The sequence below is a fragment of the Streptomyces sparsogenes genome, assembly GCF_001704635.1.
GTDB lineage: Bacteria > Actinomycetota > Actinomycetes > Streptomycetales > Streptomycetaceae > Streptomyces > Streptomyces sparsogenes.
Map to the genome: position 1 here is coordinate 79,079 of NZ_MAXF01000096.1, position 19,352 is coordinate 98,430.

11 protein-coding genes and 2 pseudogenes are annotated in these 19,352 nt (G+C 68.2%); 6 read left to right on the forward strand and 7 right to left on the reverse strand.

The genetic code is table 11. From position 1 onward, the window contains the following. Nucleotides 1-876 precede the first annotated feature (876 nt). Nucleotides 877-3,069, reverse strand: coding sequence for a UvrD-helicase domain-containing protein (locus BBH68_RS20415; RefSeq protein WP_065964553.1), 2,193 nt, complete (start codon nucleotides 3,067-3,069; stop codon nucleotides 877-879). Nucleotides 3,070-3,169: 100 nt separating this feature from the next. Here BBH68_RS20415 and BBH68_RS20420 point away from each other — a divergent pair, with 100 nt between their 5' ends. After that, entirely contained in the window at nucleotides 3,170-5,752 is a 2,583-nt protein-coding gene (locus BBH68_RS20420; RefSeq protein WP_065964555.1) for a GmrSD restriction endonuclease domain-containing protein, read from the forward strand. 52 nt (nucleotides 5,753-5,804) lie between these two features. Here the strand turns inward: BBH68_RS20420 and drmC are convergent, their stop codons facing one another. From drmC to drmA, 3 genes are read right to left on the reverse strand one after another with little or no spacing between them, the layout of a single operon-like run. After that, entirely contained in the window at nucleotides 5,805-6,566 is a 762-nt protein-coding gene (gene drmC / locus BBH68_RS20425; RefSeq protein ID WP_065964558.1) for a DISARM system phospholipase D-like protein DrmC, read from the reverse strand. Further along, the gene (gene drmB, locus BBH68_RS20430; protein WP_065964563.1) at nucleotides 6,563-8,458 is read right to left on the reverse strand and encodes a DUF1998 domain-containing protein; all 1,896 of its coding nucleotides are present in this window, start codon (nucleotides 8,456-8,458) and stop codon (nucleotides 6,563-6,565) included. Before drmB ends, drmC begins: the two co-directional genes overlap by 4 nt. Then, nucleotides 8,455-12,318, reverse strand: a complete 3,864-nt coding sequence (gene drmA, locus BBH68_RS20435; protein WP_245738164.1) for a DISARM system helicase DrmA — start codon at nucleotides 12,316-12,318, stop codon at nucleotides 8,455-8,457. Before drmA ends, drmB begins: the two co-directional genes overlap by 4 nt. Before the next feature lie 129 nt (nucleotides 12,319-12,447). Here drmA and BBH68_RS20440 point away from each other — a divergent pair, with 129 nt between their 5' ends. Both BBH68_RS20440 and BBH68_RS20445 read left to right on the forward strand, forming a co-directional pair. After that, entirely contained in the window at nucleotides 12,448-13,455 is a 1,008-nt protein-coding gene (locus tag BBH68_RS20440; RefSeq protein WP_065964565.1) for a hypothetical protein, read from the forward strand. Next, nucleotides 13,448-13,879: a hypothetical protein gene (locus BBH68_RS20445; protein ID WP_065964568.1), complete on the forward strand. Its 432-nt coding sequence runs from the start codon at nucleotides 13,448-13,450 to the stop codon at nucleotides 13,877-13,879. Before BBH68_RS20440 ends, BBH68_RS20445 begins: the two co-directional genes overlap by 8 nt. A gap of 90 nt (nucleotides 13,880-13,969) precedes the next feature. Here BBH68_RS20445 and BBH68_RS20450 read toward each other — a convergent pair whose 3' ends face one another. Together BBH68_RS20450 and BBH68_RS20455 are read right to left on the reverse strand one after the other, a co-directional pair. Continuing rightward, nucleotides 13,970-14,614: an RloB family protein gene (locus BBH68_RS20450; RefSeq protein ID WP_079151102.1), complete on the reverse strand. Its 645-nt coding sequence runs from the start codon at nucleotides 14,612-14,614 to the stop codon at nucleotides 13,970-13,972. Then, nucleotides 14,550-15,878, reverse strand: coding sequence for an AAA family ATPase (locus BBH68_RS20455; protein ID WP_065964570.1), 1,329 nt, complete (start codon nucleotides 15,876-15,878; stop codon nucleotides 14,550-14,552). Before BBH68_RS20455 ends, BBH68_RS20450 begins: the two co-directional genes overlap by 65 nt. A gap of 320 nt (nucleotides 15,879-16,198) precedes the next feature. Here BBH68_RS20455 and BBH68_RS20460 point away from each other — a divergent pair. The 3 genes and pseudogenes from BBH68_RS20460 to BBH68_RS44290 all read left to right on the forward strand — a co-directional run. Continuing rightward, nucleotides 16,199-16,756: pseudogene (locus BBH68_RS20460) on the forward strand (helix-turn-helix domain-containing protein); the annotation flags it as partial. Next, nucleotides 16,732-16,794: pseudogene (locus BBH68_RS44285) on the forward strand (hypothetical protein); the annotation flags it as partial. The pseudogenes BBH68_RS20460 and BBH68_RS44285, both read left to right, overlap by 25 nt. A 64-nt stretch (nucleotides 16,795-16,858) precedes the next feature. Further along, nucleotides 16,859-16,927, forward strand: a complete 69-nt coding sequence (locus BBH68_RS44290) for a hypothetical protein (protein WP_342673143.1) — start codon at nucleotides 16,859-16,861, stop codon at nucleotides 16,925-16,927. Here the strand turns inward: BBH68_RS44290 and BBH68_RS20465 are convergent. Then, nucleotides 16,900-19,314 carry a hypothetical protein gene (locus tag BBH68_RS20465; RefSeq protein ID WP_065964573.1) on the reverse strand — a complete coding sequence of 805 codons (2,415 nt, stop codon included), beginning with the start codon at nucleotides 19,312-19,314 and terminating at the stop codon, nucleotides 16,900-16,902. The two genes, BBH68_RS44290 and BBH68_RS20465, sit on opposite strands and share 28 nt — an antisense overlap. Nucleotides 19,315-19,352: the final 38 nt, after the last annotated feature.

Here is a 19,352-nt window from a genome sequence, read left to right on the forward strand (position 1 = left end):
CGACTATGTCCCATTCAGTGTCCAGCCAACGTCGCAGGGCCCGCCAGGTTCCTGTACGGGCGGCGGACAGGGTGGGGCCCCAGGGTCGGCCGCGTATGTCGTGCGGTCGTCGCCGAACGTGTGCAGTAGGCCTGAGCGGCGGACCAGGCACGGGGTAGAGGCCGCAGTGGGTGATTCGGGCCCAGCAGGTCAGCGGGCGGGGAAGCCCCGCAGCTCAAGGTGGCCTCCAGCACCTGCTGCGGCAGCCCGGCGTTATGCGCCACTTCGCAGACTTCACCTTTGGTGAGGGTCGCGAAGGGATTCTCGACGCATATCTCGGCCCCCGGATCCGCGACCTCGGGGAACACGCGGTTGAGGTGGCGAAGCTTCCATGGATGCACCGAGCGGGTCGAACAGGCTCCGGCACGGGCGGCCGACAGTGGTAGGTTGGGGGCGAGTTGTCCGTTTTCTGACAGGTGGACGACGGGGGCGTGCTCCGCTGTGGCCGCGTGCACGGCGGTCGCCGCGGACAGTAAGGCCGCGGGAGCGGGTGGACCACACCAGCTGATGCCCCTGCCACGTGGCGTGCGCCCGGTCTGGCTCTGGTGAAGACGCCGTAATCGGCCTCGCCGCCTCCGCAGGCCTTACACAGCTTGGTACACATGCTTCTGCAGTGTCTCGAACTTCCGTTTCTCAAAGGCGATGAGGAGCAGGGTGCGGGGTGTGGCAGGGTGGCATGCTGGGCTGCCCAGCCGAGGGAGTCGAGGCCGCCCGAGAACAGGGCGACATCGTGGGCGTGCTCCTCGGCGAGGGGAGCCTGCGGTATGACGAAACCGCCGCCTGTGGCAGCCCGTGGCAGGAGCATGCCGATGTCGCGCAGCCTGATTACGGCTCCCCTTACAATGCCGCAACCATATTGAGGAACGGACTGGGATCTCCGTGCCAGGAGACCCGGAGGGCATCTCGCGCACGGGTACAGGCGACGAAGAGCAGGCTCAACTCGGCCAGCAGGTCCTCCCGATGCTGTTGGGGATCCACTTCCTCCGCAGTGATGGCGCCACGCATCGGTACAACACCATCGTTCACGCCGGCGACGGCCATGCAGCGGAATTCGAGCCCCTTCATGCGATGCATGGTTCCGACGCGGACACCGTCACCGGTTCCCGGTGCGGCGCCCAGCACGGTCGCGGGCACACCGGCCTGTTCCAGGGCGTGTGCGATGTCCTTGCCCAACTGGATATATCGCACCGCCACTCCGATCTCGTGTGGCGAGACTTCGACTCTGGTCCAGTCCTCGATCTGGGCCACCAGTCCCGCGAGCTCCTCGGTCTTGCTGCTGGAGCCTTGCGTCTGTGGAGGCGCGCCGTGGAAGGCCGACCGATAGCCGGTCAGCGACTCGTCACCGCCGTCCATGTCGTCGATGCGCTCGCCTGTCAGCAGTGCAGTGGACCAGGTCAGGATCTCCTGTGTGGTCCGGTAGTTGATGCGCAGACGGGTGGACCGGCCGGTCACCGAGATGCCGAGGCTACGCAGGGACACCTTGTTGCCGTAGATACGCTGGTAAGTGTCGCCCGCGAGAAACAGGTCGTCCGGACCAGGGGCGACCAGAGCCCTCAGCAGCCGCCACTGGGTCGGATGCAGATCCTGTGCCTCATCGATCACCACATGGCGGTACGGCCGTTCGCCACCCTGTTCTTCCAGGATCCGAGCGGCTTCCGCGCATACCTGCAGGAAGGTCCACTCACCGGCCTGGCGCAGCTCCTTCGTGAACGCCTCGATCGCACGCCACACCTGGGCGCGCTTCAACGGGCCGAGAGGGGTGCCGCGCCCGCTGCGGGACGCCTTGAGATACGCCTCGGGGGAGCGCAGGTCCTGGGCCAGGATGACGTGCCTCCACTCCTGGTCGAGGAAGACACCGGTGAAGTCGACCCCGAGTTGCCGAGCGATGCGCTCCCAGCGCGCTGTGATCTCCTTCTGCCGGGTGACAATGGCGAGGGGAGCGCCGCGGTCCTCCCGGACGATCTGATTGGCGAGTGCGTCCACGTTGACGACGCGGATCTTCGCCCGCATCTGAGCGTCGGGGATCAGCAGCTCCAGATTGCCGCGGAGGTCGGCCGCGAGATCACGGGTGAATGTGGTGAGCAGGATCGACTCGTCGGGCGCGTCGGCCGGCAGCTGCCGTGCCAGATGAAAGGCACGGTGCAGGGCCACCACGGTCTTGCCCGTCCCCGGACCGCCGATGACGCGGGCCGGGCCCTTGTACGACGGCCGGTAGGCGACCTTGCGCTGACTCGGGTGCAGGAACACCCGCCAGGCGTCGAAGGGACGCGACAGGATTTCCGTCAGCTCGTCGGACCCCGAGACCAGGGCGATCCTGCCCTGCGAGCGGGCCATGGCAGCCGAGAGACCATCCTGCCCCGCGGAGGGCGTCGGCGCGTCACCGTTCGACGCGATGGTGAGCTGCGGGGACGTAGGGGGAGAAACCTGCTCCAGCTGGACGAGCACCACTTCGCGCCACACGTCTTCCGGCTCCATGCCGGCGGCGAGCCCGGCCAGCACGTCGTACTGCTGCTCCGGCAGGACCTTGTGCGAGGCGTCGAGATGGGCCTCGTCGCTGAGGTGACGTATCAGCGGGAGCAGTTCGGCGTCGATCCCCAGCCTGGTCAGGTCCTTGTCCGAGACGTGCGCGAACAGGGGCGCGGCGTCCCCGGGTGCGGCGGAGGCGAGGGCCTGTACACCGGCGGTGGCGCGCTCAAGGGCGACGTCGTTGCGCAGCTCGATGCCTTGCGTCGCGGAGTTGACGGTCGCCCTATGCTTCACGGCCCAGTCGATCGCGTCGTCGTGGCGCATGACCTTCAGGAGCAGGAAGCTGTCTCCCGACTCGGGAGCCAGGACGACTCCGCGCATGGACTGGTTGATGCGGATGGTGCGGATGCGGGGGTCCCGGGCCCTTTCGAGCTTTTCCAAATGGAGCCCCGCGTGCCGGTGCTCCTGAAACTTGTCGAAGACTTCGTGGACGCGCTTTTGAACCGGCTTCTCCAGCCTGGCGAACTCCATCAGGAAGTCCTTGTGGATCCCCAGCGCCGCCATCACAACTCCCGGTCCCGCGTTGGTCGATTCTCCGGATCACCGTACCCGGATGGTGGACAATGAAGGACTGGCCCCGGACAACTAGACGAAGAGGACGCGCGTGCAGGCTCGGGAGATCACGTTCAGCAAGCTGGTCCAGGGCGAGATGCAGTTCCAGGTTCCTCTCTATCAGCGCACATACAGCTGGGAGCGGCAGCAGCTCGAGCAGTTGTGGGACGACGTGCTGGAGTTGGTCGACGAACGGCTGGAGGCCAGGCCGACAGCGGCCCACTTTCTGGGGTCCGTCGTGCTGGCTCCGGAGCGGGTCGCCGCGGGGGGAATGCAGCGTTGGCTCGTCGTGGACGGCCAGCAGCGGCTCACCACGCTCATGCTCGCCTTCATCGCGCTGCGGGACCGCCACCGCGAGCGCAAGGCCGACAAGAAGGCCGCACGCATCCACGATCTCCTTCTGGTCAACGGGTACCAGGAGGGGGACGACCACTACCGGCTGTTGCCGACCCAGGCCGACCGGGACGCCTTCATCGCATGCGTGGAGTCCTCGCCGAAAGCCGGTGGCCCGGGCAACATCGGCGCCGCCTACCGGTTCTTCCTCGATGCCCTCGCGGAGGGAGAGGAGAGCAGCGGTGAGGCCTGGACCGACGCGGTGGAGACGGTTTTGGGCAACCTGCTCTCGATCGTCGCCATCACCGCGGCCGAGGGCGACAACGTCTACCGGATCTTCGAGTCCATCAACAACACGGGCGTCGGGCTGAGCCAGAGCGACCTGCTGCGCAACTACCTCTTCATGTGTCTTCCGAACCGTGGGGAGCAGGTTTACCGCACCCTGTGGCTGCCCATGCAGGAGCTGCTCGGGCCGGAAAATCTGGAACTGCTGGTCTGGCTCGATCTGGTGGTTGCCGGAAACAGCCGTGCCAAGCAAAGCGAGATCTATCGGGATCAGCAGAAGCGGCTCGAGCCGCTGTCCCAGGACGAAGCGGCACTTCAGGCGGAGATCGCCTCACTCGCCGAGCGGGCCGAGCGGCTCATGCGCATCCTGGAGCCCGAGCGGGAGCGGGAACCGGAGCTGCGGGAGGTGCTGGAGCGACTGTCCCGGTGGGGCGGCCAGACCCACTATCCGCTGGCCCTCTACCTGCTCGACCTGGTGGACTGCGGCCGGTGCACCGCCCAGGAGGCGGCCGAGGCACTGGGGTACGCCGAGAGCTACATGGTGCGCCGTCTGCTGGCCGGTCTCTCCACGACGGGCAGCAACCGCGTCTTCATGGAGCTCCCCAAGGAGCTGGACAAGGACGGCTCACCCGCTCAGGCCGTACGCCGCTTCCTGTCGCGGCCCAAGACGGGAGCCCGGGTGTGGCCCGGTAACGACGCGCTGCGCGAAGCGGTCCGCACCCGCCCCTTCTATAAAGCGGGCCGCGTCAACCAGCGCTTCCAGGTACTGCGCCGACTGGAGGAGAGCTACAGCGCGAGCGAACCCGTCGACTACACCAAAGCCCGGCTCACTGTGGAACACGTCCTGCCGCAGACCCCCGCGCAGCAGTGGCTCGACATGCTCGCCGAGGAGGCCGAAGACGGGGAGAGCCCGGAAGAACTCCATGCGCTTCTCGTTCATACGCTGGGTAACCTCACGCTCTCCGGGGACAACGCGCGGCTGTCGAACCACCCCTTCCGCCGCAAGCAGGAGATCCTCGACTCCAGTGCCCTGCGGATGAACCAGCGTATCGCGGCCGAGGAGCGCTGGGGCAGAGCACAGATTCTGGCCCGCGCCGATGAACTGGCCGAGCGGGCGGTTCGGCTGTGGCCCGGGCCGATCGAGAACGCGCTCCATGCCGACGACGGGTGGGCTGGCTGGAAGGAGCTGCGCAAGGCCCTCCGCGCGATGCCGTCGGGAACCTGGACGACGTACGGCGACATCGCCGCGCTCATCGGTACGCACGCCATCAACGTCGGCAATCACATGGGATCCACCCCGGGGCTGCATGGCGCCTACCGTGTCCTGACCGCCGACGGCCGCGTCGCCGAGGGCTTCCGTTGGACCGAAGACCAGCAGAGCGGCGACCCGAGGGCCCTCCTGGAAGCCGAGGGAGTTCCCTTCGACGCGGTGAGCCGGGCCCACCGCTCGCATCGGCTGACCGCAGAAGACCTGGCGACGCTCCTGGGCAAGAACGACTCCGACGAATGGGCCCCGGCACACGAACCGGACGACGGACAGGAGGCGGCCGCCGACCGCTTCACGACGCAACTCCGGGCCAACCAGACGCAGGAGACCGCGGACGGCGTGCTGAGCGCGCTGCGCTTCTGGGAACAGCAGGGCGGCTACCTGGCGTACGGCAAAGCCGAGGAGACCAGCTGCTTTCCGACCCTGGAGGCGGGCACCGCCCGTGACGTGCGCACCCTGTGGCCGATCGCCGTCTACCCCGTGACCGGCACGGTGGAAGTCGTCCTTCAGTATCTGAAGCGGCGGCCGCCGTTCGATGACGAGCCGATGCGGCGAGAGCTGATGGCCCGGTTCAACGAGATCGAGGGAATCGAACTGGCCGAGGCGAAACTGGACCTGCGTCCTTCCTTCCCTCTGGAGGTCTTCGCCGCGCATAGCGAGGAACTCTGCGCCGTGCTGGAATGGTTCGTGCACGTGGTCGCCCTCGCCGAAGCCCGTCGGCCACTGGAGGACGGCCCGGACGCGTCCTGAATCCGCAGACACTGCCCGGCCGCCGCACGCCAGGACCAGGCCCCACGGCGCGTCAGCCAGGAAGCGGCCGCAGCACGCCCCTCCGCTGCAGATCCCGGATGTGCTCGGCGGCCCTGAGCGGGGCGGTGCCGCCGGTGACCAGCACCCCGGCCTCCAGGTTCCTGCGGACCGCCGACTCCGTGAGGTTCGCGCTGCCGAGCAACAGCACCCGCCGGTCGGCGACGGCCAGCTTGGCGTGCTGCCGCGCACGCGGGTGGTCGCGCCGCTCGGGTGCCCAGTGCCACAGCCGTACGCCGGGCACGGTCGCGAAGGCGTCGGCCGGTTCGGAGCCGAGCAGCCCGGCGGCTCCCGCCCTGGTCTCCACCACGACATGCACCTCGACACCCCGCGCGACGGCCGCCCGCAGAGCCACCGAGAGCGGTTCATAGGGGCGGGCCGCATACGTCATGGCCAGCAGCTCCCGCCGCGCCCCGGCGACGACCTCCGCGAGCACCCGAGCTGTGGGGCGTGCCGGGACCCCTGGAGTGGCAGGTCCGGTCCAGACCGTGCTGACGTCGGCCTCGACCCGCTGTCGGGCCCGGCCCGCGACGAACCCGCGCAGGTAGGCGGCGGCCTCGGCGTACGGGATGCCGTGGCGCCGCAGCGCCGCGTACACCGCCCGTATCGCGTCACTCGCCCGCGGATCCTGGACGGTCATAAGCGCGTGCTCCAGGCCCCGCCCGCGTGCCAGCACACCCGCCAGGTCCTTGGTGCGCGCGGAGCCGAGGACCGAGGCGACCGCCTCCGCCGCGGCCTCGAACTCCGCGCGGCTCACGGCCGCAGGCTCGTCGGCGTCAGCACCTGGTCGCTCTCGTCCCCGAGCGGGACCAGGAAGCGGCGGTCGAGGAAGCGGTTGCCGCGCTCGCAGGTCGTCTCGGAAACGAACAGACAGACATGGCAGGCGGCCCCGTGCAGATAGTCCGCCGGCTCCCGCGGCAGCCGCTCGGCGCAGAGCGGATCGGAGGAGCAGCGGGCCGCGTCGTGCAGGGCCCGGCGCACGATGCGTTCGAAGTGCGGATCCTCGGCGAGGGAGACGAGACCTCCCAGGGTGCCCTCCGAGTCGGGTACGGCGGTGTAGATGAGGATCCCGGTGCGCGGATGCTCGGCGTCTCCGGCGTAGATTCGTTCGCCCAGGCTTGCCGAGCTGTACCCGCACTCCAGGGAGATGGTGCGGATCAGCAGATGAGAGAGCGAGTGCAGGGCGATGTAGCGCTCCCCGGGCCAGCCCCGCATCGGGTCGAACTCGCCGCGCAGCCGGTCCGACTTGCGGTTGGTGCGGAAGCGCGCGAAGGCATCACGATGAGCCTGCATCGCGGGCGACTTCTGCATCCGCTCCTCCCACTCGGCCATGAGGTCCTCCCGTACCCGCAGGAAGATCCCCTCGCCCCGTACCTCACTCGCCGGCACCCAGTTCTGGGACGTACGGGACAGATGCACCGGCGTGGCGATGCCGGGTGTCTCCGGGTCCGGCGCGTCGAGCCGGGTGAAGCCGACCAGGGCGCGGGCCTCACGCAGCCGCTGTACCTGCCGTACGTCCGAGAAGAGCCCGGTGAGGGCGTCGGGCACCGTGACGCCCTCCAGCGCGAAGTCGTCGGTGGCATCCGGCATGGGTGAGGAGGAGAGCACCTCCCACTCGGGGCTGAGCAGATCGACCGGGGCCGGCTCCGCTGTCGGCGCCGACGCGCCCTCCAGCCGCTGTTGGTGGGCCTGTACGGCAGCGATGAGCGCCTCGGCGTCGTAGTCCTTGAGGTAGGCGTAGGCGGGGGTGCCGGCGAAGGCGTCGAAAACGACGCGTGAGGTGATGTTCTGCAGCTCGACCCAGCGCTCCTCGACGAGTTCGGCGAGGTTTCCGTTCCTGCTCGGCGGCAGTGCGAGGGCGCTGAGCGTGATGGGGAACCACTGGTTGGACGCGCCTGCGACCATCAAGGTCGCCTCTTTGTCGCAGTCCGGCTGGTATGTGCCGAGGTGCGGATGGCGGCCACGGCAGTTGGGGAGGTTGCGCCGCCCCCGGTCGCCCATGGCGTCGCGGATGTTGCGCTGCTCGCCACAGGCCACGCATTCCAGCGTCACGTTGGCCGCCTGATTGCCGCCGTGGTCCTTCATACGCAGCAGCGGGCGGGGCATCTTCGCGCATGCGGCCCCGTGGTGGACGAAGGGCGCGTACGGGAACTCGTCGAGGTGGCCCGCGGTGCACACGAGGGTGAAGCGGGCCGCGACGGCAAGCGGCTTGCCGCGCCGGCAGTCGTGGACGAACTTGGCCTCGTGAGGGGTGCGGGGATTGTTGTTGACGAAGGCGAACGCCTGCGAGTCGATGGGGGCGAGCAGGTTGCAGGCCGTGCACCGCAGCCACTGCGGGAAGGGCGTCACCGGCACGCCCACTCCCTGCGCGGCCCATTCCTTGGGCGAGTTGTCGGCGCCCTCCATCCAGGGCGCGGACCGCAGTTCGTTGATCTGGGCCACGCCGTAGAACTGGAGGGAGCGGTTGACGGCCGTACGCAGCCGGGGCTCGTCGATGACGTAGTCGGTCAGGCTCGCGTGGCTCCAGGACTCGAGGCCCTTGACCAGCACGGAGAAGTTGGGCAGGTCGATCAGGGAGCCGACGCCCGCTGTGTACATCAGATGGCTGGGGCGTGCCGCGCCGACACGTCGGTAGTAGTTGGTGCTCATCGTCGTCCCCTTCCGGCCGCCCCGGGCGCGGCATCCCCGTACTCGTCGGCGTCGACCGGAGAGGCCGTAGCGTTGTCGCTCTCGTGGTCGACGGGGGTGAACCGCCACTCGGGACCGCTGTATGTGGCCTGATCCACGAAGTTTCCGCCGCCGGGCAGGAGCAGGTTGAGTTCGTTCTCGGTCTCGCGCATCGACATGGGCACCGTGCGTTCGTCCCACCGCGAGCCGTCGGCCCGGTGCAGCAGGGCCGTGACCAGGATGTCCTTCTTCTTCTCCTTGCGGTAGCCGAGCACGCCGCCCCTCTCGCGCTGCTCGGCCCAGGAGTCCTTCAACGCGGTGATGCGCTCGGACAGGTATCGCTGAGCGCGCTCGCCGCCGACCCGGTCAGCCCGTTCCAGAAGCCGGCGCTCCACGCGAGCCGCGATCGGGCCGTCGAGATCGACGACCTGGGCGTCGGTATTGCGTGAGTACTCGTACGCCGCCTGCCGCAACGCCGCGATGTAGGCCGGCGCGGTACCCCGGTCGAGCGCACGCCGGGTGAACGGCGTCACGGACAGCGCCTCGACCTGGCGGTAGAAGGTGGCGTGGTAGTGGGCGAAGTCCTCGAAGTGCGCCAGGTCCCGCGGGCGGGACCAGTTGTAAAGAGTGACGACCAGACCGGGGCGGCGCGCGTCACGGCCCACACGTGAGGACGCCTGGATGTACTCGGCGGTGTTCTTCGGCTGGCCGACGACGAGCATCAGCCCGAACCGCGAGACGTCCACGCCGACCTGGAGCATGGAGGTGGCGAGGACGACGTCCACGGCCTGCTTCTGGAGAGGAGTCAGTTGCACGCGCGGCTCGCGTTTGTCGCGCAGTGCCGCCGCGTACTCCGCGAACAGCGCCCGGCGCCGCAGCGACGTGTCCCGTTCCGGATCGAAGGGGGCCTCCAGGCGCTTGAGCGTGGCGCCGATGTCGGCGGACGAGATGCGCGACGTCAGTTCCTGGATGGTCAGCATCCCCGACTTCGTGACGATGCGGTCGGCGATCGTCTCGTGCCCCTTGCGGCTGCCGTTGACCCGGACCCGGGTGGCGATGTCGTCGTCCATGTAGCGGCGCATACCGGCGAGTTCTCGCGTGGCGTTGAAATAGCCGACCAGCGTCATGTAGGGGTCGGCCGACAGTCCGTACTTGTCGAAGAGCTGCTGCGCGCCGAGCAGCAGGATCTCGGCGACCCGGATCTCGGCGGCCTTGAGCCGGGTGCCGTGAGCGCACACGCCGAGGTAGCGGCGGCCGGGTTCGGCGCGGCTCACCTCCGTCTGACGTGAGAAGAACGTGTCGCCGACGTCCAGAACCTGCGGTGGGAACACCGCGACCTGCCGGCCGAAGACCCCGCGCACCTGATCCGCGGCACGCTTGGTGGTCGCCGTGGAGGCGATGATCTTCGGCCCCACCTCGTGACGGTGTCCCTCCGCGTCCGTGTACTCCCAGCTGCACAGCTGGTCGACGGCGGCCTCGAAGAGGCCCACCGTGGTGCCGAGGGCACCGGAGATCAGATGCAGCTCGTCCTGAATGATCAGGTCCGGTGGCCGAAGCCGGGTGACCGGCCGTGAGGCCACCGGGGGCAGCAGGCCCTTCTTGTTGTGCCGGCTGCCGCAGCCGGTGCGCTCGTCCAGGTCGTCGTGGCGGTAGCCATGTCGCGGGCACCACTCGGTGACCCGTCCGAACAGCAGCCCCGCGTACCCGTTCCACGGCAGCTGCGCGAGCTTGTCCACGGTGGCGATCACCATCGCCGGGGCGAGGCGGTAGATCTCCTCGTCCACAGTGATCACCGGGATGCCCTCGCCGGGAGCGGCGAGCCGGGAGAAGGGGCAGCGCCCCTCGCCCTCACCCCGGGGGCAGTAGAGCAGGACCCGGCGCCGGTCGGCGTCGTAGTCCATGTTCGAGTGGGCGGTCAGGCCCTCACCGCACCACGGGCAGCTCAGCACCTGGATGACGCGCGCGTGCTTGTCGCTCGAACTCTCCTTGGCACCCGCGATCTGCTCCTGCGCCTCGGAGAACCAGTTCGGCGACACGGAGTTCCCGACCCACAGACCGATGCGGAACGGAGTCTCCCCCCAGCGCGCGTCCCGCGCGAACTCCTCGCGCCTCAGCACCTCGCACGCGCTGACGAGAGCGGCCGCGCGCTGGAACTGCTGGGCTGTCAGCAGCCGCAGCGTGTACCGCATGAGCACACCGACCCCGGCACCGCCGTCACGCGCCTCCACTCCGCTGCCCACCGTGCCTTGCAGCCGCCGCAGGGCGAAGGTGAACGCGGCAAGCCCCAGATACGCCTCTGTCTTGCCGCCACCCGTCGGGAAGAACAGCAGGTCGACGAGGGCTTCGCGGCCGGTGCCGCGATGCGGGTGGCCGGGCCGGGACAGCGAGGCCAGGTTCAGCAGCACGAAGGCGAGCTGGAACGGCCGCCAGCTGGCTGCTTTCTTGCCCTCCGCGCGTACTGCGTCGCGCGCTTGCTCGTACGAGACGCCCTCCTGGCCGGCCCGCAGCCCGGCGACCGCGGTGTTGCGCCGCTGGAGCGCCATCGCCCGGTTGGCGAAACGGAACGCTTCGAGGGCGTCCTTGTTCGCGCAGAGCGCGTCGATGCCGAACGCGATGCGGTGGCAGACCTCCTCGGCCTGGTCGATGGCGGTCTCGGCGGCGATCCGCAGATCCTCGGGCAGGGACTGGGCCTTCTCGCGCTGTTCGGCCAGCCAGGCGCTGTAGCCGTCCGCGAGCGGGGCCAGGGCGCCGGCCAGCTCCTTGCGACGCGCGGGCACGGCAAGGGCGGCCAATTCGTCCATGCCCAGCTCCAGACCGTCGAGGAGCGGCTGCTCGGCGGCGGTGGGCGCCGAGGTGGCCGGCACGTCGTACTCCGGGAGCCAGGTGGTCGCCAGCCGGTGGGCCCGCCGCTCGCCCTTGCGCACGTCCACCCGCACCGCCACATTGCGGCCGACGGCGTGCCGCAGACTGTTCCGGTACAGCAGCCGCAGCCGCCGCTCCTCCACGTCCTCGGAGCCGCCCGCGGAGCGGGGGTCCAGCGGATCGTCGATCGGCAGGAAGACGGCGGCCCGGTCGTCGGGGAACGCGGTCACGGTCAGTTCGGTCTGGAACAGCCACTGGACGTCGCGCCGGTCGGCTTCGCCCTCCCGCAACCGGTTGACCAGTGCGACCTCCACGACACGGAGATCCTCGCCGTCCTCGCCCGTGGCGCGCTCACGCACCTGGACGTCGAGGTGGATCCCGGAAGACTTGTCACCCTCCAGGACGCGACTCTGGTCACCGGTGCGGGTCACGTCGATGTCGCACGGGCGCTTCACGGGTTGGCGCCCCCAGACCTGCGCCGTACGTCCGTCATCGGTGCGGCTGCTGGTGAGGGAGTAACGCCCCCAGGACGCCTGGACGCTGAGCGTGCCGATCGACGCGGGAACCACGAACGACAGGCCCATCGAGGAGGCCCAGATCCGTCCGGAGGCCTGCGGAGTGAGCCGCTCCGCAGGCCCGCCCTCCTCGGTGCCGTCGTCGCTGCCGGGCTCGACATCGGCAGTCTGGGCGGCGTTGCGGGCGATCTGGGTCGCGGTCTCACTGGCCTCCGGGCGAGGGCCGAGCATGCCCACGAGGTACCGGTCGCGCGGTCCGGCCGACCGCGGCGGGAGCTCCTCGGTGTCTCCGTCCCAGGGGCCGAGCAAATCCCGGTGGATGTACTTCACCAGCCCGTCGCGCACGTCGTACGAGTCGCCGGGAAGGAACGTCTGCGGCACCTCGTCGAGGGGGTGGGGCACGCCAGGAGCGGCGGCGGGCTGGGACGGCATGGCGATCGGGCCCTTTCCTGCGAGACGAGCCAATGGGGTGAGACTACCGGGTACGGCAGCGCGTGGCGCCCCTGTTGAGGATATTGCTCGTTGACTGAGTTCACAGGTAACGTTGACCAGGGCGCAATATGCGCAGTTGAATCTGCTGGTTCGCGTAAGGTCATGGGCACCAAAGGGGAGATCGTGCCATTTTTCATACCGGCCATACTCATTGGCGTCGGTGTGGCGACTGGCGGGAGCGGGGTCGTCCTCGGCGGCAAAGGCGCCCGCGACCTCAAACGTTCGAAGGACCGGCTCAAGGAGGCGGGCCTGGGTTACAAGCGACGTCGAGCCCAGACCGAGGACGCACTGGCGGCGACGAACACTGCCCTTGAGGCACTGGGGGAGCAGCAGAGGCATGCGCTCGTCGATGTCGTCGTACGCATGGGCGACTTCCTGCGCCGCCACGAGCGACAGGTGCGCGAGAGCGAGCGGCTGCTGGTGGAGGGCGTCGACGCGACCATGACCAAGATCCCCGGCCTCCGCGGCCTGGGCGTCGACGCGGTGGCATGGATCGGCGGGGCTCTCGGATCCGCGGCGGCGGGCGCGGGCGCCGGCGCTGGGATCACGGCGGCAGCGGGCAGCTTCGGAGTCGCGAGCACCGGAGCGGCGATCTCCGGCTTGACGGGCGTCGCAGCCGAGAGTGCCACCCTCGCCTTCCTGGGCGGTGGGTCACTTGCATCGGGTGGTGGCGGGATGGCCCTGGGAGCCACGGCGCTCAACTTCGTCACCATCGGCCCCGCCCTGCTCGTTGGTGGGCTGGTCGTCAAGGGGCAAGGCACGAAGGCGATCACCCGGGCGAGGGAGTTCGAGGCGAAGATCGCCGTGGCAGTTGCTGAGCTTGGCGAGACGGAGGTCCGCCTGAAGGGCGTCGACGCTCGCGCCGCGGAGTTGCGCGGGCTGCTCACGGACCTCACCTCCCGAGCGCTCGAGGCGCTGGATCTCCTGGAGTCTGAGCCATTCGATCCGTCGAGGCACGCCGCGCGCTTCCAGAGGGCCATGACACTGGTCATGGCGGTCCGCGACGTGGCGGCGACTCCGATCGTCGACAGTGAAGGCAAGTTGGACGAGTGCAGCGCGAACCTCACCATCAGGTACACGCCCTTGATCGAGGAGACTCAAGATGCCTGACCAATCCAGGGTGCATGTAGGCAGGGTCGTCAACGCGGCTAAGAGCAGCGTTCGGGCGATTGACGGCTTCGCTGCACTGAACCAGGTTGTTGAAGCCGCCCGTGAGTGCATCCACATCCACGAGGTCGAGAGCACCAAGAGAGCCCGGCTGGAGGCCTACGAAGCCACGGAGGTCGCCCGAATCCGGGCCGCTGAATCCGTCCTCAAGGACTACTTCGCACGGGCATTCGCGGAACGACGCAGCATCTGCGAGGAGATGTTCGCCCGGCTGGACAGGGCACTCGACGAGGGCAACGGCGAAGTGCTGCACACCGTCGTGCGTGGGATCGTCGACATCGCCAAAAGTTCGCCGCTCGCGGAGATCGGAGACCTCTCTCAAGTCCGAGCGGCACTGGACGACCCGGATCAAGTATGGGAGCTGTGACCGCAACGTTTCGGAGATGGCACCGAGGCGCCTGACGGTGGCCTGGCTGAGAGCCACCGCACCCGGCCAGGCATTGTCTGTGTGATGGCGCTATGTGACGCTCTCGCCGTTGATGGTGAGAGCGAGACGCCACATACGGGTTGACGGATTCCTCTTGTGTTCCGTTCCCTCCTCCGCGAGCGTGCGCGCACGCTTCACCGCGTCACGCCAGAGGTGGTGGTACTGGCGCTCGAAGTCCACGGCCTTGTTCGCGGGGACGTCGACGTACTTCTTCAACAAGATCTTGAGGGCCTTGTAGTCAGCGACCCAGGTGTGATGGTGGGTGTGGTGCAGCAATAACCAGATCTCAAAGCACGGGTTGGACACAACGAGTTCGACGTCGTTCTCGGAGGCGCACCGCATGGCGGACTCCAGGTCCTGGTATTCGTCCACGTCCACGACGCACCAGACCTGGTCGAAGTCACCGCCGGCACCACCCCAGCGGTCGACGGCGTACTGGACAACCTGGAGAGGAGATCCCGGCTTCTTGGTAACGCGTACCGACAGGGTCGAGCGTTTGAAGTGCTTCTTGAAGCCGGTGAGGTAGTCGTGCTCCGTAGTCCTGGCTCCGCAGACGACCATGATCTGGTCGGCGCTGTCCCTGACGTCCGTGGCGCGGTTCAGATCGGTTTCACGGCTCGGTCGGCTCGACTTGGGCCTGCCGCTCGGCTTCGGCGTCCTGGCCAGCTCCCCCACCCCTTTTGGCTACCGCGTCGGCGAAGCTCTCGTCGATGAACGGGACCCCACCGTAACTCCCGCCCAGGTAGCGGCGCTCGCGGTTCTCCTCTTTCCGGGGTTTGAATTCTGCCAGGGAGTAGAGCGTTGTTTCGCCGTACTGGTCCTTCTCCACGAACCATGCCTGGTCGCGCTTGAGGATGTCCTCCCCGTCGCGCCGCCCGAGCAGACTTGCGTCATGCGAAGTGAAGATCAATTGAGCGCCTTCGGGATTGGTGCGCGAGTCCTGGAACAGCCCGATCAGCCGGGCCGTGAGGAGCGGGTGGAGGCTTGCATCGATCTCGTCCACCACGAAGGTACCGCCCCTGCGCAGCACTGCGAGAAAACGTGGCGCCTGTTCCAGCAGGGCCTGTGTTCCCGCCGATTCGTCGTGCAGGTTCATCTGTACGACGCCACTGCGACCGCGATGCCCCACCCAGGGCCGCATGATTTCCCGTGGACCTTCGTCCTCCAGTTCCCGTAGGAGGCGAGACGGTATGCGGGGACCGAACTGACGTCGCAGTCCTGCCTCGTCCATGAGGAGGCGCTCCATACCGCACTCCTCGATGCCCAGGTCTGCGGCTTTGAGCAGCTCCATGATCTCGGGGTGGCGGCCGGCATCCTCGAGCGCCCGCATAGCGATCCCGTAGTTACGGCCGGTGTGCGTACCCCGGAACTGGAGACGGTGCGCGAACCAGTCGTAGACGGGACGGAAGTCCTGTTGTTTCGAGCGTGCGGCCAGTGAGAGGAAGAGGACGTTGGGCTCGGTGATGCTCTCCACCAGCGCGAGCTGCCCGGACTGCTGGGACGCCCCGGGTTTCACCTCATCGCCCACGCGAGAGAACAGCTCCTTCTTCTTCCCCTTCGGGTAGCTGTCGAGCCACTCCTCGACCACACGGTCGTCATCGACCCCGAAGCCGTAGGTGTAGCGCACTCCGGCCAGCAGGAGGTCGACGATGTACCAGGACGGCTCGTCCTGGGCTGCCTCGTCCAGCAGGAACGGACTGCGTTCGACACCCCCGTCCGGCTCGGCGTCACGGTGGGACGACACCACCATGCGAGCCATGTACTGCAAGGCGTTGACCAGATTGGACTTGCCGGAGGCGTTGGCTCCGAAGACGCCCACGACCGGGACGGCTCTCCACTGCGTGCCCTCGGGCCGGTCGGAGTCGTACACGGGCTGCAGATTGAGCTGCTGCTCGTGTCGGATCGAGCGATGGTTCGCAACCCGGAAACTTAACAGCATCCGACCGCACCTCCTGCCGTCACACTTACACACCCGCACCGAAAGCCCTGATGCAAGTAAAACGCGCGAAGAGACGTCTGGCAACGGAGGCGGCTTCCATCGGCGTCTTTTGTGCAGAAAAACCGCACGACTGGCCTACCGAGGCACGCTCCGGCCGGACCGCTTGCGGCCCCTGTACCAGGCGGGCCGCCGCGCGACACGTACCCACTGAGGCCGGCGTGCGGCAGCTTCGCGGGCTGTACGGGCCGATTACGCGTCTGTACGGGCAGCTGCCCGTGTCTGGGGTGCGGCGCATCCGTTGCACACAGGACACGGGTATGCGGAAGAGGGTCGGCCTGACGCAGCAGGCTCTGGCGGATGCGACCAGTTACTCGTATGAGCTGGTCGCGTCCATCGAGCAAGGGCACCGTCCAGCGAAGGCGACCTTCACGGACGCGGCGGAACGGGTGCTGGGGGCGGGCGGGGTGCTCGCGGAGCTGCAGAGCGAGGTGGACCGGACCGAGTTGCCTAAGTTCTTCGTGGACTTCGCGCTGATCGAGACGGAGGCGGTGAGCCGGTTCGCCTACGATCCGCTGCTGGTGCCGGGGCTGTTGCAGACGGAGGACTGTGCCCGGGCCCTGATCTCCGCGCATTGCCCACCGCTCGACGAGGAGACAATTGAACAGAGAGTCGAGGCCCGAATCCAGCGCCGGCTGCTGCTCACTCGCTCTCCAACGGTGGAACTCTCCTTCATCATCGGTGAGACCGCGCTTCTGAACCCAGTCGGCGACGACCAGTTGATGCGCAAGCAACTGCGGCACCTGCTTGAGGTCGGATCCTTGCGCAACGTAGAGCTCCAAGTCATGCCGTTCACATGCGGAGTGCACACGGGCCTCAACGTAAGAGCAGCTACAGCGGCACAGGTGGCGGCGACTGCGTAGAGGTGGCCGAGGCGCAGGGGGGCGATATACGGCAGGGACTCGAAGGACCCAGGAGGCCCGGTGCTGATGCTGACCGCCGTGGCCTGGGAGGCCTTCCTGCCCTACGTCGGTCTCGGGCCGGGCTGCTGACTCTCCTGTGCCGCAGGAACCAGCCGCGGTGGCAGCAGACGAGGAGGATTCGCGTAGGCGGCGTGTGCGCGTTCCTGCTCCCGACGCCAGATCATCATGAGTACCTCGTCGGAATGAGGAACGGCGAGGCCCAGGTCCTTGAGGATCTGGCGGAAGAACAGGGTGGGTCCACCATCCGGGGCGGTCACCAAGGCGGAGAGCAGGGGTACCTCTGGACGGGGGTAGCGATCTACCGCGGTCAAGTGGCGGCGCAACGTCACGTCCGGGAGGGTGCGACCGCCAGGCAGATCCAGCAGGCAGATCATCTCACCCCGTGATGCCGCGCGAATCAGCTCACTGGCCAGTAGCTCCTGCTCCTTGCGTGGCGCGACCGGGGGCGTTGGTGCTTGCTGCTTCGGCGCGGAGACTTGCTTTGGAGGTCGCTGCGCTGCCTGCTCCGCCTGGTGGCGGGCCAGGAATTCGGCTCCAGTGATGTCGGTGCGTGCGGCTTTCAGCGCAGCTTCCAGGGCCCGAATGTGATGCTCGCGGGGTTGAGCGGCGGCCTTGATCCTCTTCGGCACCCGCTGCACCGGAATGTCACCGAGCCACACCTGAGCACCCGTGATCGCCTTGTTGGCGCTCTTTCGGACCGACTTGGTCAGCTTCGGGCGGAGGTCCCGGAGTTCGGCAATGAGCCCGCTGATGCGCTCGTCATGCCGCTTCTTTGCAGGTGCTGCTATCGGACGAGTAGCGACTACGGTGAAGCGGCGACTGGTGGAGCCGGGAACCAGCGGCGCCCTCAACCTGGAGCCTGCCGTAGCCGCTTCACGCTGCCGCAGCGGATGTACGGGAGTCAGGTCCAGCCGGGGCCCCATGGCCCGTGCCGGCTGCCCGTACGCCGCGAAGGCACGTCCTGTTTCCACAACGGCCCAGCGCTTGAGCTTGGACGAGTGCTTGGCGTAGGGGACACCGAGCCGATCGAGGAGGTCGCCCAGGTAGGGCAGCGGGCCACCGGAGCCGTCACGAATCAGTGCGGAAAGGACGGGAACGTACTCGGACAGCGGGGAGTCGACGTCGACGAGGAGGTCAAGGCGCTTCGCCTCGGAGAGCACTGACAGGTTCAGGCCGAGGCGGCGGGCAAGCGCTTCCCAGGTGGTGGTGGAGCGAAGACGGGCGATGTCAGCCAAGGCGTCGCGCAGCGCGGGCACGGTGCTGACGCGGGTGAGCGGTCGGGGCTGGGCTGAGGGCGTGCTTTGTGTTGCGGTTGTGGCGGCTGCTGGGGATGTTTCAGGAATGTCTGCCGCAGTGCTCTTGGCTGGCTGTTGCGGAGCGACGGAGCCCGATTCCTTTTGGACCAGTGCCCCCGGCGGAGGCGTCCACAAGCCGGTGCGCTGCGCGTCGTGGGCGTTGAGCCGGACATAGCGGTCGACTTCGACCGCCCAGCCGTGACCGTCTTCCAGGACGAGCATGCGGGCGTGATCGGGCACGCGGTAAACGTGCTCGGAGAGCGGTGGCACGGTGTCGCCGGGGAGGGAGATCAGCGCGCGGACGACAGTGCTGTCGACCGGCCTGATGTCCGCGACGAGGAGGTGACGGTTCTCGGAGGCGAAGGGGGAGGAGGGCGGCGCATCGGCGGCGGGGACGGGCGCGAAGACGAATCCGCCCTGGAGGGGAAAGGAGGCGGGCCTTGGGCGGGGCCGGGAGAGGCGGATCGTCTCAACGGGCGGGCTCGTCAGGCCGGACGGCGTCAGGACGCAGTCCTCCAGAGGTGTCCACTGGATGGAGCCTGCACGGTCGTGCGTCTCCGCGCCGATATGGACACGCCGCTCACCGCCAACCGTCTCACAGCGGACGCGGAGACAGAAGCCGTGCCGGCCAGCGATCTCCCGGGTGACCGGGGTATCGGGCCCGAAGATCCAGTCGAGGTCCGCGATGTCTTCGGTCAGCTCGTCCGTGGCGCGGCGCCAGGCGCGGTAGTCGAGCGCGCTGAGCTGGAAGCGTAGCCTGCGGCGGGTACCCGGCAGGTCCACGTCGACTGCGTCACCGGGACCGGTGCCGAAGTTGCGCGTCTGCACCTTTCCGCGCACCTGCTGCTTGTCGAGTAAGTGTTGGACTCCGCGCTTGATGAAGAGATGGTCGGCGCTGGACTCGCCGTTCGCGGTGCGATGGCAGATGGGGGCGCTGGGGTGATGGGCGAAGTGGCAGACCTTGTGGGTGTACCGCTTGCCACTTAACTCTCCACCACATCCGCCCAGCTGGATGCCGCACCAGTAGGTGTAGGTGGGGTGGGCCTTGCGCCAGAGATCCAGCTCGTCGGCCTCCATGGGGAGGATGACCGGGCGGTCGGAGTTCGCGTGACCGATGACGGCGGTTTGGACCCGGCGGTGGTCGTAGGCGTACGTCGACATGGGACCTCGCGGTGACGTGGTGGGTGCGTGGCGGTGGC